The sequence below is a fragment of the Mycolicibacterium moriokaense genome (genome assembly GCF_010726085.1).
Classification (GTDB): domain Bacteria; phylum Actinomycetota; class Actinomycetes; order Mycobacteriales; family Mycobacteriaceae; genus Mycobacterium; species Mycobacterium moriokaense.
The window spans coordinates 3,046,320-3,058,210 of the sequence record NZ_AP022560.1 but is presented as its reverse complement, the minus strand read 5'-3'; the positions used below and the strand labels follow the sequence as shown (position 1 = coordinate 3,058,210).

Genomic DNA, 11,891 nt, shown 5'->3' with positions numbered 1-11,891 from the left:
GGAGCAAATACATGTCCGGTCCGTACCCGCCCGAATATGGCGCCGGACCGGTCGCCCCGCAAATGTATCCGGACACGGGTCCGCAGCCCTTTCCGTCCGGGCCCTACCCGCAGACCTACCCGGGGACGCTGCCGCCGCCGGTGCCGTACCCGAAAAAGCGACGCTGGCCCCTTCTCGTGGGCGTGCTCGCGATCGTCGCGGTCGCGGCCGTGGTGGCCGGGATCGTCTTCACCACCCGCGGCAACGACGGCGGCTCGACCGGATCGGCCACGCTGACCGACGCGTCGGCCAAGGCGGCGATCCAGGACTACCTGGATGCGATGACGAACGGTGACGACGAGACCGTCGCCCGGCACACGTTGTGCGGCCTGTTCGACGCGGTCAAGGACCGCCGCTCGGATATGGCGCTGGCCAACCTGGCCAGTGACGCCTTCCGCCAGCAGTACGGGCGCGCCGAGGTCACCTCGATCGACAAGATCGTGATGTGGTCGCCGCATCAGGCGCAGGTGCTCTTCACCATGCAGGTCGAGCCATCCAACAGCTCACGCCGGGGCCAGCCGCGGCCCAAGGGCGAACAGCAGGCGGTCGCGCAGCTGCTCACCGAGAGCGACGACGTGCTGGTGTGCTCGTACCTGCCGCGGACCGCGGGTCAGTACTGAATCAGTTGAACGAATCGCCGCAGGCGCAGGACCCGGTGGCGTTCGGGTTGTCGATCGTGAAGCCCTGCTTCTCGATGGTGTCGACGAAGTCGATGACGGCGCCCTCGACATACGGTGCGCTCATCCGGTCGATCGTCAATGTCACGCCACCGAACTCGGCGGTCACGTCGCCGTCCAGAGTGCGGTCGTCGAAGAACAGGTTGTAGCGCAGCCCGGCGCAGCCACCCGGCTGCACGGCGATACGCAGGGCCAGATCGTCACGGCCCTCCTGATCCAGCAGCGCCTTGGCCTTGGCGGCGGCGGCATCGGTCAGCCTCGCGCCGTGGGTGGCGGTTGCCGTCTCATTTTGCAGGGCCGACTCTCCCTGAACAGTCATTACGTCTCCTGTGTGGCCTCATCAACGTGCGGCGTACTACGTCAACGGTACCTTGTCCCGGCCCTATTCCCGAGTTTGTCCCCAGGTCCCGGCGGGACCGCCCGCCACCGGAAGTAACCTGACAGGCGTGAACTTGCTGGGCCGAAAGAAAGACAACGAGCGGACTCCGGATTCGGATGTGGCCGAAGACACCGCCGAGACCGGCCACGAGGGGGATGCGAGAGCGGCTGCTGAGGCCAAGACCACCGCCCCCAAGGGCCGGCCCACACCCAAGCGCAGCGAGGCCGCCCGCAAGCGCGGCCCGGTGGCGCCCGCGCCGCTGACTGCTGCGGAAGCCCGCAAACGCCGCAAGGAGATGCGCTCGAAGCTGACCCGCGAGGAGCGCAAGGCCGACAAGCTCGCCCGCCGCGCGGAGATGGCGGAACGCCGCGAGAAGATGATGGCCGGCGACGACGCCTACCTGCTGCCGCGGGACAAGGGGCCGGTGCGCCGCTACGTCCGCGACATCGTCGACGCCCGCCGCAACGTTTTGGGCCTGTTCATGCCCGCTGCGCTGGTGCTGATCTTCGTGATGCTCTCGGTTCCCTCGCTGGCCGTGCAACAGGCCATCTCCCCCGCGATGCTGATCCTGGTTTTCATCATGGTGATCGACGGGTTCATCCTGGGCCGCAAGGTCAACCGCTTGGTCGACGCGAAGTTCCCCGACAACACCGAAACCGGTTGGAAGCTCGGCTTTTACGCGGCCAGCCGCGCGTCGCAGCTGCGCCGGATGCGCGCGCCCCGGCCGCAGGTGGAGCGCGGCGCCAAGATCGCCTGACCCCGGTGCGCATCCTGGTGCTCGGTGGCATCCGGTCGGGCAAATCCCAATGGGCGGAGGCGGCGATCGCAGAATCGGCAGGCGCGTCGGCCGCTGTTCGTTACCTCGCCACCGGCCCTGCCCCGGAAGGCGACGCCGAGTGGTCGGCACGGGTGGATGCGCATCGTCAGCGTCGGCCTGCCGGCTGGACCACGATCGAAACCGTAGATGTCGCAACGCAGTTGCGCGCTGATGGCACCATGGCGACCGTCGTCGACGACGTGGGTACCTGGCTGACCGCGGCGATGGATCGGGCCGGTGCGTGGACCGGCGGCTCCGTGTCGGCCGACATCGACGATCTGGTCGACGCCGTTGCGTCCTACGGTTCCCCGCTCGCGCTCGTCTCGCCAGAGGTCGGGCTTACCGTGGTTCCCGCGACGGAGTCCGGCTGGCGGTTCGCCGACGCACTCGGCACGCTCAACCAACGGCTGGCCGCGGTGTGCGATCGCGTGGTGCTCGTCGTCGCCGGTCAGCCGGTCACCGTCAAGGCCACCGCCCTGTGACCGGCTTCGCACCCGTGGACCCGCCCGATCCCGATATCGCGGTCGCGGCACGCGCCCGGCAGAGACGGCTGACCAAACCGTCGGGCTCGCTGGGCAGGCTCGAGGACCTGTCGGTGTGGGTGGCGTCATGCCAGGGTCTCTGCCCGCCCCGGCAGTTCGAGCGGGCCCGCGTCGTGGTGTTCGCCGGCGATCACGGCGTCGCCGCGGCAGGGGTGTCCGCGTATCCGGCGGAGGTCACCGCCGCCATGGTGGCCAACTTCGATGCCGGCGGCGCCGCCATCAACGTGCTCGCCGAGGCGGCGGGCGCGACCGTACGCGTCGTCGACATCGCCGTCGACGTCGAGCAGCCCCTCACGCCGTCGATCGGCACCCACAAGGTCCGCCGCAGCAGCGGCGACATCTCCGTCGAGGACGCGCTGAGCGACGACGAGGTCACCGCCGCCATCGACGCGGGCCGCCGAATCGCCGACGAGGAGGTCGATTCGGGCGCGGACATCCTGATCGCCGGTGACATGGGCATCGGAAACACCACGCCCGCAACGGCTTTGATCGCCGCGCTGACGGATTCGGAGCCGGTGGCCGTCATCGGCAGGGGCACCGGCGTGGATGACGCGGGGTGGGCCCGTAAGACCGCAGCGATCAGGGATGCACTCTTCCGGAGTCGCGCGGCAGCGGGCGATCCCGTTGAGCTGCTGCGGACCTGCGGCGGGGCCGACCTCGCGGCGATGGCGGGATTCTGCGCGCAGGCCGCGGTACGTCGAACGCCCCTGCTCCTCGACGGTGTGGTGGTGACCGCGGCGGCGCTGGTGGCCGAGCAACTCGCGCCGGGGGCCCGACAGTGGTGGCAGGCGGGCCACCGGTCCACGGAACCGGCGCACGCACAAGCGCTGAGCCGGCTCGACCTCGAGCCCATCGTCGACCTGCAGATGCGACTCGGCGAGGGCACGGGCGCCGCGGTTGCGCTGCCCATCGTGCGCGCCGCGGTGGCCACGCTGTCGTCGATGGCGACCTTCGACGAGGCCGGTGTCCCCCACTCAACCGACGAGCGGTGACCCGGCGGTGATCCGCTCGCTGGCCGCGGCGTTGGCGTTCGGGACCGTGTTGCCGGTGCGGTCGACTGCACCCTTCGGGCGGGGCGCGTTGACCGCACTTCCGCTGGTCGGGGTGGTGCTCGGCGCCGCGGCGGCCGCGACCCTGTTGGCGTCGCAGTGGGCGTTCGGGCGGTCGAATCCGTTGGGTGGTGTGCTGGCGGTCGCCGTGTTGCTGCTCGCCACCCGCGGCCTGCACGCCGACGGCCTGTCCGACACCGCCGACGGCCTGGGCTGTTACGGCCCGCCGGCGCGTGCGCTGCAGGTGATGCGCGACGGGTCGGCGGGTCCGTTCGGCGTCGCGGCGTTGGTGATCGTGCTGCTGGCGCAGTCGTTCGCGTTCACGGCCTGCACCGCGTTGGGCGTCATCGTCGCGGTGACCGCGGGCCGAGTGGGCGCGGTGCTGGCGTGTCGCCGCTCGGTGCCCGCCGCGCAGGGCAGTGCGCTCGGATCAAGGGTTGCGGGCACCCAGCCGATCGCGGTCGTGGCGGTGTGGGTGATCGCGGTCGCCGCGGCGGCGGTGGTGGCGGGACCGCGGCCGTGGCAGGGACCGCTGGCCGTACTCGTGGCGCTGGCGTGCGGCGCCGTCTTGGTCGCGCACTGCGTGCGCCGCTTCGGCGGCATCACCGGTGATGTGCTGGGTGCGGCGGTCGAGATCACGACGACGGTGGCCGCGGTCGGGTTGGCGATCGGACCCCACTAAAGACCGCCCGACTTGCGCGGGAACCGTTCCAAGAATCCGACAAGGATTCGTCAAGCGCGGTGTTGGAGTCTCTTCTCACCCACCAGGGAGACCCACCACCGAAAGGATCCCGAAATGCCGACCTACCGCCACCTCACCGCTGCCATCGGCGCCGCCGCCGTCGCGTCCAGCCTGGGCATCGCCGCTCTGGTCAGCACGAGCATCGCAGGCGCCACCACGACCGACGACATGTTCGTCAGCGTGCTCGCGGACGAAGGCATCCAGCCGCCCTCGACCAAGGAAGCGGTCAGCCTCGCCGCCGACGTCTGCAAGATGTTCGACAAGGGCCAGTCGCTCTACGACGCGGTCGAATCCGTCGCCTCGACCACGAAGCTGACCGAGGAGGACTCGGCGTTCTTCGTCGGCGCGTCCGTCGCCACCTACTGCCCCGAGCACGACGCCGCGCTCGGCTGACAACACGCATAAGCCAGGGACCCCACCGCGGTGGGGTCCCTGTGCTTTGTCAGTTCAGCCGTGCCATCCAGCCGTGCGTGTCGGCGAACGTCCCGCGCTGGATTCCGGTCAACGTGTCACGCAGGGCCATGGTGATTTCGCCCGGACCGCCGTCGGCGATGGTGAATTCACCCTCGGCGTGTTTGACGTGGGCGACCGGGGTGATGACCGCCGCGGTGCCGCAGGCGAACACCTCGGTGATCTCGCCGGCCGCCGCCTTCTTCTGCCACTCGTCGACGTCGATCTTGCGTTCCTCGACGGCGAACCCGGCGTCAGTGGCCAACTGCAACAAGGAATCTCGGGTGACGCCCGGCAGGATCGAACCGCTCAGCTCCGGCGTCACCAGGCGTGCCGACCCGCCGCTGCCGAACACGAAGAACAGGTTCATACCGCCCATCTCTTCGACGTAGCGGCGTTCGGCGGCGTCCAGCCACACCACCTGATCGCAGCCGTTGTCGGCGGCCTGCTTTTGCGCCAGCAGTGAGGCGGCGTAGTTGCCGCCGAACTTGGCCGCGCCCGTGCCGCCCGGGCAGGCGCGCACGTACTCGGTCGACAGCCACACGCTCACGGGCTTGATGCCGCCCTTGAAGTACGCCCCGGCCGGTGAGGCGATCACGAGATAGCGGTACTCGCTGGCGGGCCGAACACCGAGACCCGGTTCGCTCGCGAAGATGAAGGGCCGCAGGTACAGCGACTCCTCACCGCCGGCGGGCGGCACCCACTGCTCGTCGACGGCGATCAACTGGCGCAGCGACTCGATGAAGTCTTCCTCGGGGAGCTCCGGAATGGCGAGCCGCCGGGCCGAGGTACGCAACCGTGCCGCGTTGGCCTCCGGCCGGAACGACACGATCGACCCGTCGGCCCAGCGGTAGGCCTTGAGCCCCTCGAAGACCTCCTGCGCGTAGTGCAGCACGATCGCCGACGGGTCGAGTTCGATGGGGCCGTACGGGATCACCCGCGCGTCGTGCCAGCCCTTGCCCTCCACATAATCGATCGACACCATGTGGTCGGTGTGGAACTGGCCGAATCCGGGGTTCGCCAGAATGGCAGCCCGTACCTCATCGCTCGCCGGATTCGCGTTGCGCGTGGCGGTGAATTCGAGGGGGCCGTCAGTCATGAGGCGATTGTATCTCCGCTGACTACCGAGTTTTCGCCTCCACGAACGGTGGCTTGACCACCTCGCACTCCAGCGGGCGGCCCCGGACGTCGACCGAAACGTGCGCTCCGTCGGCGATGTCTGCGGCACTGTCGATCAGCGCCAGTGCGATACCCACTTTCAGCGACGGCGAGAAGGTTCCCGATGTCGTGACGCCGACCGGGGTGTCGCCGTCGAGCACGGTGAGATCGGCGCGCAGCACGCCGCGGCCGACGGCCTTGAGCCCGCGCAGCAGCCGCTTCGGACCCGCCTCCTTCTCGGCCAGCAGTGCGTCGCGACCCCAGAACGCGTCCTTCTTCCAGCCGATGGCCCAGCCGCACCGCGCCTGCAGCGGCGATATCTCGAGCGACAGTTCGTGGCCGTGCAGGGGGTAGCCCATCTCGGTACGCAGTGTATCGCGCGCGCCGAGACCCGCCAGCTCTCCCCCTGCCGAGCCGACCGCGTCCACCAACGCGTCGAACACCACGGCGGCCTGATCCCACGGCGGCAGCAGCTCGTAGCCATGCTCGCCGGTGTAGCCGGTGCGGCACACCCGAACTGGGACACCGCTGAACTCGGCGTCGACGTATCCCATGTAGTCCATGCCGGTCGGCAGTCCGAGCGCGCCCAGTACCTCGGGCGACTTCGGCCCCTGCACCGCAAGTACCGAGTACGACCGGTGCTCGTCGGTGATGGTGAGCCCGGCCGGGGCGTGTTCCTTCAGTGCGGCGACCACCGCGGCGGTGTTGGCGGCGTTGGGGACGAGGAAGATCTCGTCGTCGGAGACGTAGTAGGCGATCAGGTCGTCGATCACGCCGCCGGATTCGGTGCAGCACAACGTGTATTGCGCCTTGCCGGGACCGATCCGGCGAAGGTCGTTGGTCAGCGCGGAGTTGACGTACTCGGCGGCGCCGGGGCCGTGCACGAGCGCCTTGCCCAGGTGGCTGACGTCGAAAAGCCCGACGGTGGTGCGCGTTGCGTTGTGTTCGGTGACGGTGCCCGCGTAGGAGACGGGCATCAGCCAGCCGCCGAACTCCGCGAAACTGGCGCCGAGCTGGCGATGACGTTCCTCCAATGGGCCGGAAAGGACTTCGCTCACGGCAGTCCACAGTACGGCTGCTACTGGCACACTCACACGTGTGGTCGATTTCGACGCGCTGGAAGCCGCTGGAATCGCCAACGCGCGCGGGCGGGCGGGGCTGATCGAATACCTCGTCGGTCTGGGCTTCACCGTCGCGGAGATGGTGGAGGCCGAACGCCAGGGTCGGCTGTTCGGCCTGGCCGGCGACGCGCTGCAGGGCCCGGGTCGCCCGACCTACAGCATGCGCACGGGGGCGCAGAAGCTCGGGGTGACGCTGGAAGAGCTGACAACCGTCTGGACGGCGATGGGTCTGCCGCTCACCGACCCGGACACGCTGTCGCTGAGCCAGTTGGACATCGACGGGCTCGCGAAGTGGGTGGCAGTCAAGGAACTCGTCGGTGACGAGCCGGCGCTGGGGTTCCTGCGGATCATGGGCAACGCGCTGGCCCGGGTTGCCGAAGCGGCCGGGACGATGGTGCGGATGTCGCAGCCCGACGTGCTGATGGCCATCAGCGGTGACGAACTCACCACCGCGAGGGCGTATCGAGCCGTCACGGAGATCACCCACACCTTCGGCGTGTTGATGGACGTGGTGTTCCGGCACCACACCATCAGTGCGCGAACACATTTCGAACACGTCATCACCGACGCGTCGGCCACCGTGACCTGCGGGGTGGGGTTCGCGGACCTCACCGGCTTCACCCAGCTGACGCAGGTGCTGAACCCGACCGAACTGTTCGAGCTGCTAACCGATTTCGGCGGCTCGGTGTCGGACATGGTGCACACCGACGGCGGCCGGCTGGTGAAGTTCATCGGCGATGAGGTGATGTGGGTGACCACGACGCCCGACCTACTGGTGAAGGTCGCGATCGATCTGGTCGAACACCCACGTGCCCGCGCAACCGGCCTCAACGTCCGGGCCGGGCTGGGCTACGGTCAGGTGCTGGCCATCGGCGGCGATTACTTCGGGACTCCGGTGAACCTGGCCGCCCGCCTCGTCGCGGCGGCGGCGCCCGGCCAGATACTGGCGTCCACCGATGTCCGCGACGAACTGTCTGATTGGCCCGCGATCCCGCAGGAACCATTGACACTCAAAGGGTTCGACAAGCCGGTCCCGGCCTACGACCTGCACCTTTCCCGGTGAGCGATATGGTTATCGCTCGTGAGCCCAGCTAGCACCGGTTACCAGGCCCCCACCGTCACCGTCGGCTCGTCGCTGCCCAAGCGCAAGGTCGACGGCTCCGTGCTGATCGTCGGCGTGGTCAGCGGGGAGGGGGATGACGCCAAGGCGACGGTCGTCGGCAACCCGTTCCTCGATGCCGAAGCGGTCGGCGAGATCGAGGTGGCGCTGGAGGCGCTCGGCGCCAAAGGTGGGTCTGACCAGGTCACCCGGGTCATCGCGCCGTCGCTGCCGGTGGCCAGTGTGCTGGCGGTCGGGCTGGGCAAGGACCGCGAGAACTGGCCGTCGGAGGTGATCCGCCGCGCCGCCGGGGTGGCCGCGCGTTCGCTCAACGGCACCGAGTCCGTCATCACGACCCTGTCGGACATCGACCTGGCCGCCACGATCGAAGGTCTGATCCTCGGCGCGTACCGGTTCAGCGACTTCCGCAGCGAGAAGACCGCACCCAAGGACAACGGGTTGCGCACCATCACCGCGCTGACGGCCGACACGAAAGCGAAGACCAAAGAGGCGGCCGTGCGGGCCACCGACATCGCGACGGCCGTGGCCACCGCCCGCGACTTCGTGAACACTCCGCCCAGTCACCTCTACCCCGCCGAATTCGCCGACCGGGCAACAGCTTTGGGCTTATCCGCCGGCCTCGAGGTCGAGGTGCTCGACGAGAAGGCACTGGCCAAGGGCGGCTACGGCGGGATCATCGGCGTCGGCAAGGGGTCGTCGCGCCCGCCCCGGTTGGTCCGGCTGACATACCGCGGCGGCAAGGGGAAGAGGGCCAGGACGGTCGCACTGGTCGGCAAGGGCATCACGTTCGACACCGGCGGCATCTCCATCAAGCCGGCCGCCAACATGCACCACATGACCTCCGACATGGGCGGGGCGGCCGCGGTCATCGCGACGGTGGTGCTGGCGGCCAAGCAGAAGCTGCCGATCGACGTCATCGCCACGGTGCCGATGGCCGAGAACATGCCGTCTGCGACGGCGCAGCGGCCAGGCGACGTGCTCACGCAGTACGGCGGCATCACCGTTGAGGTGCTCAACACCGACGCGGAGGGCAGGCTGATCCTGGCCGACGCGATCGTGCGGGCGTGTGAGGACAACCCCGACTACCTGATCGAGACGTCGACGCTGACCGGCGCGCAGACGGTCGCGCTGGGCTCGCGCACGCCCGGCGTGATGGGCAGCGACGAGTTCCGCGACCGGGTGGCCTCCCGTTCGCAGGAGGTAGGCGAGAACGGATGGCCGATGCCGCTGCCGGAGGAGCTCAAGGACGACCTCAAGTCGACGGTTGCCGACCTGGCGAACGTCAGCGGTTCGCGCTTCGCCGGAATGCTGGTCGCCGGAACGTACCTCCGCGAATTCGTCGCCGACGGGGTGCAGTGGGCGCACATCGACATCGCGGCGCCGGCGTACAACACCGGTGGGCCGTGGGGCTATACGGGCAAGGGCGGCACCGGGGTGCCGACGCGGACGATGTTCGCCGTGCTCGAGGACATCGCCCAGAACGGTTAGCCTGCCTGCCCGGGCCGTGGCGCCGCGAGATCGACTCGCTACAGCACCTTTCCGCGGGCGGCGCTGCGCATTGCCTGCGGGAACAGGTGCGCTGCGCCGTAGACGAAGTACGCCTCGGGTGCCACCGGGCGCACCGCCTTGTTCTTCTTGACCGACGACAGGATCGCCTTCGCCACCTTCTCCGGGCCGTACCGTCGTACCGCGAAAGCTTTTTCGATCTGCGCTCGGCGGGCATCGACCTTGTCCGCCTTGTCGGCCGGGACGTCGAACCTCGTCGTGCGCACGATGTCGGTGTTGATCACACCGGGGCAGATAGTCGTCAACCCGACGCCGGCCTGGTCCAGTTCAGCACGCAGGCAATCGCTGAACATGAACACCGCGGCCTTGCTCGTCGCGTAGGCGTTCATCGACTGCTGCGGCGAATAGGCCGCCATCGACGACACGTTCACGATATGTCCGCCTGCGCCCCGCTCGACGAGTCGGCGACCAAAAGACCTGCAGCCGTTGACGACTCCGCCGAAATTGATGTCGAGCACCCTGTCGTATTCCTCGGCCGGCGTGTCCAGGAACATGCCGGTGTGCCCGACGCCCGCGTTGTTGACGACGATGTCGGGCACGCCATGCTCGGCGCAGATCTGTTCGGCGAACCGTTCGACGGCGTCCGCGTCGGCGACGTCGAGTGTGTACGCGTGAGCGACGCCGCCGCGCGCGGTGATCGCCGCCGCGGTTTCCTTGACACCGGCCTCGTTCACGTCGCTGACCACGACTTCGGCACCCTCTGCAGCGAAGGCCAGCGCCGTCGCACGGCCGATGCCGCTACCCGCTCCGGTGACCGAGACCAGTGTGTCGCCGAAGTATTCGCGCTTCCGGCCGACCTGCGCACGCAGCAGACCGCGCGCTGCCGGCTTCCCCTCGAGGTGGTCGACCAACTCACGCACCGAGTTCGCGATCATCGGCGCATGCGACATCGGCGCCCAGTGACCGGATTCGATGTCCCGCCGCCACAACCGGGGCACCCAGTTCTTGATCTCGTCGTAGATGAACGGACGCACGAACTGATCCCTGGTGTTGACGATCACCTGCACCGGCACGTTGACGTAGTGGTCTTTGCGGGCCGACCGCAGAGTACGAAAGTAGTTGGCGCCGTAGACCTTCAAGCTGTTGACAGCATCGGACTTGTAGGTCGCCGACTGGTGGATCCGGCCGGCGGGAATGCCGTCGCGCAGCTTCAGCGTGCGCGTGACGCCGTCGGCGATGAACAGACGCACCGCAAGCGGCGCCAGGACGGGCACCGAGAAGAAGATCATGTAGGACAGCCGCAACAGCTGGCTCAGCCCCTTCAGGAACTGGCGCGGACGGTACGGACGCTTGAGGCTGCCGATGATGAATCTGTTCATGTGATCGGCACTCGGACCTGAGATCGACGTGAACGAGGCGACGTGATCGCTTGCGTTCGAACGCGATAGGTACTCCCATATCCCCACCGAACCCCAGTCGTGCGCGAGCACATGGACCCGCTCCCCAGGCGCCACCGCATCGATCACCGCGGCGAAGTCGTCGGCGTAGCCGGCCATTGTGTACGACGAAACGGATTTCGGCACCGACGAGCGCCCCACTCCGCGGTTGTCGTAGCGCACGATGCGGAACCGGTCGGCCAGCAACGGGACGACGCCGTCCCACAGCACATGGGAGTCGGGCCAGCCGTGGACCAGCACCAGCGGTGGCCCGTCGGGGTTGCCCCCCTCATAGACCGCGATCTGCACTCCGTCGCTGCTGTCGACCAGTCGCTCGGTAACCTCCGCCGTCGCTGCCATGGCGCCTCCGCAAGTTAGTGGGACCGCTGGTACCGTATCAGCCTTCCTCGAGCTCCTGGCGGGCCGCACGCTTGCGTTCGATCCGGCGGCGCGCGTCGTAGTCACGCATCCGCTGGGGGTATCCGACCTTCTGGACGTCATAGACCGGGATCTCGAGGCGCTCGGATAAGCGACGGGCTCCGGCTTCTCCCCCTGCGCGGCGCCTGGTCCACTCGCCGTCGTGGGCGACCAGCACGACCGTGAGGTCGGTGACGGTGGTTCGCGGTTCGATGAAGGCCTCGACGCCGTGGTGGTCGGCCACCCACTGGCGGAGGTACTTCAGATCGGCGGCCGGGTCGTTGCCGCTGTTTCCTTTTCGCGCGCCGCGCGTGAACCTGTCGAACAAACCCACCGTGGGCGCGCTCCCTTCATCCAGCTATTTCGATAGTGCCAGAGCAACGGGTCATCGAGTCCGCGGCGAACAGTTGGTACGAACGTGACAGGATGGGAACAGTT

13 protein-coding genes are annotated in these 11,891 nt (G+C 68.5%); 8 read left to right on the top strand and 5 right to left on the bottom strand.

The window, feature by feature from the left end:
• Nucleotides 1-11: 11 nt before the first annotated feature.
• Complete coding sequence (locus tag G6N43_RS14915) at nt 12-659, top strand: Rv0361 family membrane protein (protein WP_083157330.1); 648 nt, start codon at nt 12-14, stop codon at nt 657-659.
• A 1-nt stretch (nt 660) separates the two neighbouring features.
• Here the strand turns inward: G6N43_RS14915 and G6N43_RS14910 are convergent, their stop codons facing one another.
• Nucleotides 661-1,035: an iron-sulfur cluster assembly accessory protein gene (locus G6N43_RS14910; RefSeq protein WP_083157329.1), complete on the bottom strand. Its 375-nt coding sequence runs from the start codon at nt 1,033-1,035 to the stop codon at nt 661-663.
• Between the two features lie 127 nt (nt 1,036-1,162).
• Between G6N43_RS14910 and G6N43_RS14905 the strand changes: the two genes are divergently transcribed.
• The 5 genes from G6N43_RS14905 to G6N43_RS14885 all read left to right on the top strand — a co-directional run bounded on the left by G6N43_RS14905 (nt 1,163) and on the right by G6N43_RS14885 (nt 4,638).
• The gene (locus tag G6N43_RS14905) at nt 1,163-1,852 is read left to right on the top strand and encodes a DUF3043 domain-containing protein (RefSeq protein WP_083157328.1); all 690 of its coding nucleotides are present in this window, start codon (nt 1,163-1,165) and stop codon (nt 1,850-1,852) included.
• Nucleotides 1,853-1,857: 5 nt separating this feature from the next.
• A complete protein-coding gene (locus G6N43_RS14900; protein WP_083157327.1) occupies nt 1,858-2,394 on the top strand; it encodes a bifunctional adenosylcobinamide kinase/adenosylcobinamide-phosphate guanylyltransferase in 537 nt (178 codons plus the stop codon).
• A complete protein-coding gene (gene cobT / locus G6N43_RS14895; RefSeq protein ID WP_083157326.1) occupies nt 2,391-3,446 on the top strand; it encodes a nicotinate-nucleotide--dimethylbenzimidazole phosphoribosyltransferase in 1,056 nt (351 codons plus the stop codon). The genes G6N43_RS14900 and cobT overlap by 4 nt, the downstream gene beginning before the upstream one ends.
• A gap of 7 nt (nt 3,447-3,453) precedes the next feature.
• On the top strand, nt 3,454-4,185 hold the full coding sequence (locus tag G6N43_RS14890; RefSeq protein ID WP_083157336.1) for an adenosylcobinamide-GDP ribazoletransferase: 732 nt from the start codon (nt 3,454-3,456) through the stop codon (nt 4,183-4,185).
• 114 nt (nt 4,186-4,299) lie between these two features.
• The gene (locus G6N43_RS14885; RefSeq protein ID WP_083157325.1) at nt 4,300-4,638 is read left to right on the top strand and encodes a DUF732 domain-containing protein; all 339 of its coding nucleotides are present in this window, start codon (nt 4,300-4,302) and stop codon (nt 4,636-4,638) included.
• Between the two features lie 49 nt (nt 4,639-4,687).
• Here the strand turns inward: G6N43_RS14885 and G6N43_RS14880 are convergent, their stop codons facing one another.
• Together G6N43_RS14880 and gcvT are read right to left on the bottom strand one after the other, a co-directional pair.
• Complete coding sequence (locus G6N43_RS14880) at nt 4,688-5,794, bottom strand: branched-chain amino acid aminotransferase (RefSeq protein WP_083157324.1); 1,107 nt, start codon at nt 5,792-5,794, stop codon at nt 4,688-4,690.
• A 22-nt stretch (nt 5,795-5,816) separates the two neighbouring features.
• Nucleotides 5,817-6,911, bottom strand: coding sequence for a glycine cleavage system aminomethyltransferase GcvT (gene gcvT / locus G6N43_RS14875; RefSeq protein ID WP_083157323.1), 1,095 nt, complete (start codon nt 6,909-6,911; stop codon nt 5,817-5,819).
• A 40-nt stretch (nt 6,912-6,951) separates the two neighbouring features.
• On the opposite strand from gcvT, the gene G6N43_RS14870 reads away from it, so the two are divergent.
• Both G6N43_RS14870 and G6N43_RS14865 read left to right on the top strand, forming a co-directional pair.
• Nucleotides 6,952-8,037 (top strand): adenylate/guanylate cyclase domain-containing protein, encoded by a 1,086-nt coding sequence (locus G6N43_RS14870; protein WP_083157322.1) that lies wholly within the window; start codon nt 6,952-6,954, stop codon nt 8,035-8,037.
• Between the two features lie 18 nt (nt 8,038-8,055).
• On the top strand, nt 8,056-9,582 hold the full coding sequence (locus tag G6N43_RS14865) for a leucyl aminopeptidase (protein ID WP_083157321.1): 1,527 nt from the start codon (nt 8,056-8,058) through the stop codon (nt 9,580-9,582).
• 38 nt (nt 9,583-9,620) lie between these two features.
• Here G6N43_RS14865 and G6N43_RS14860 read toward each other — a convergent pair whose 3' ends face one another.
• Both G6N43_RS14860 and G6N43_RS14855 read right to left on the bottom strand, forming a co-directional pair.
• A complete protein-coding gene (locus G6N43_RS14860) occupies nt 9,621-11,396 on the bottom strand; it encodes an SDR family oxidoreductase (RefSeq protein WP_083157320.1) in 1,776 nt (591 codons plus the stop codon).
• 37 nt (nt 11,397-11,433) lie between these two features.
• Nucleotides 11,434-11,787, bottom strand: a complete 354-nt coding sequence (locus G6N43_RS14855) for an oxidoreductase (protein WP_083157319.1) — start codon at nt 11,785-11,787, stop codon at nt 11,434-11,436.
• Nucleotides 11,788-11,891: the final 104 nt, after the last annotated feature.

What these genes read in the sequence shown, in the direction of transcription:
- G6N43_RS14915 (WP_083157330.1), top strand. Translation starts at nt 12, where the DNA reads ATGTCCGGTCCGTACCCGCCCGAATATGGCGCCGGACCGGTCGCCCCG.
- G6N43_RS14910 (WP_083157329.1), bottom strand. Translation starts at nt 1,035, where the DNA reads ATGACTGTTCAGGGAGAGTCGGCCCTGCAAAATGAGACGGCAACCGCC.
- G6N43_RS14885 (WP_083157325.1), top strand. Translation starts at nt 4,300, where the DNA reads ATGCCGACCTACCGCCACCTCACCGCTGCCATCGGCGCCGCCGCCGTC.
- G6N43_RS14880 (WP_083157324.1), bottom strand. Translation starts at nt 5,794, where the DNA reads ATGACTGACGGCCCCCTCGAATTCACCGCCACGCGCAACGCGAATCCG.
- G6N43_RS14860 (WP_083157320.1), bottom strand. Translation starts at nt 11,396, where the DNA reads ATGGCAGCGACGGCGGAGGTTACCGAGCGACTGGTCGACAGCAGCGAC.